We start from the raw sequence: 455 nt of genomic DNA, 5'->3' as shown, positions 1-455 counted from the left end.
ATGAAATCTGGCTTTCTACCCAACCTCTGGATATGCGAGCAGGGATGGATACTGTCATGGCTCAGGTGGTGAGAGCCTTTGGCTACATTAAACCGCATTGTGCTTACCTGTTCTGTAATAAACGTGGCCATCGCATGAAAGTGCTGGTACATGATGGACTGGGCATCTGGCTGTGTGCCCGGCGGCTGGAACAGGGAAAATTCCACTGGGCTAAAGTTCACCAGGGTGAAAGCGTAGCTCTCAACCCGGAACAGTTACAGGCATTAATCCAGGGTTTGCCTTGGCAGCGCATTGGACGACAGCAGGTGGTCACGATGCTCTAAACCAAGCTCGGCTATTCTGCTATCCTCCAAACGTTCTATTTCATTCTTCTCATGACCTCAGGCATACTGCGGTCATGAATACGCTGCCAGATTTAAGCCAACTGACCCATGAACAACTGCTGGAATTCACCC

At 50.3% G+C, this 455-nt stretch carries 1 protein-coding gene; it reads left to right on the top strand.

Going from position 1 to position 455, the window contains the following annotated elements:
• The coding region (gene tnpB, locus ACEO2X_RS14200; protein WP_371972186.1) for an IS66 family insertion sequence element accessory protein TnpB at positions 1-323 on the top strand (323 nt) is incomplete at its 5' end.
• Positions 324-455: the final 132 nt, after the last annotated feature.

It is taken from the genome of Acinetobacter sp. AL9 (assembly GCF_041464035.1).
GTDB lineage: Bacteria > Pseudomonadota > Gammaproteobacteria > Pseudomonadales > Moraxellaceae > Acinetobacter > Acinetobacter towneri.
The sequence above is the reverse complement of the archived record's forward strand: the minus strand, read 5'-3'. Positions and strand labels throughout refer to the sequence as shown.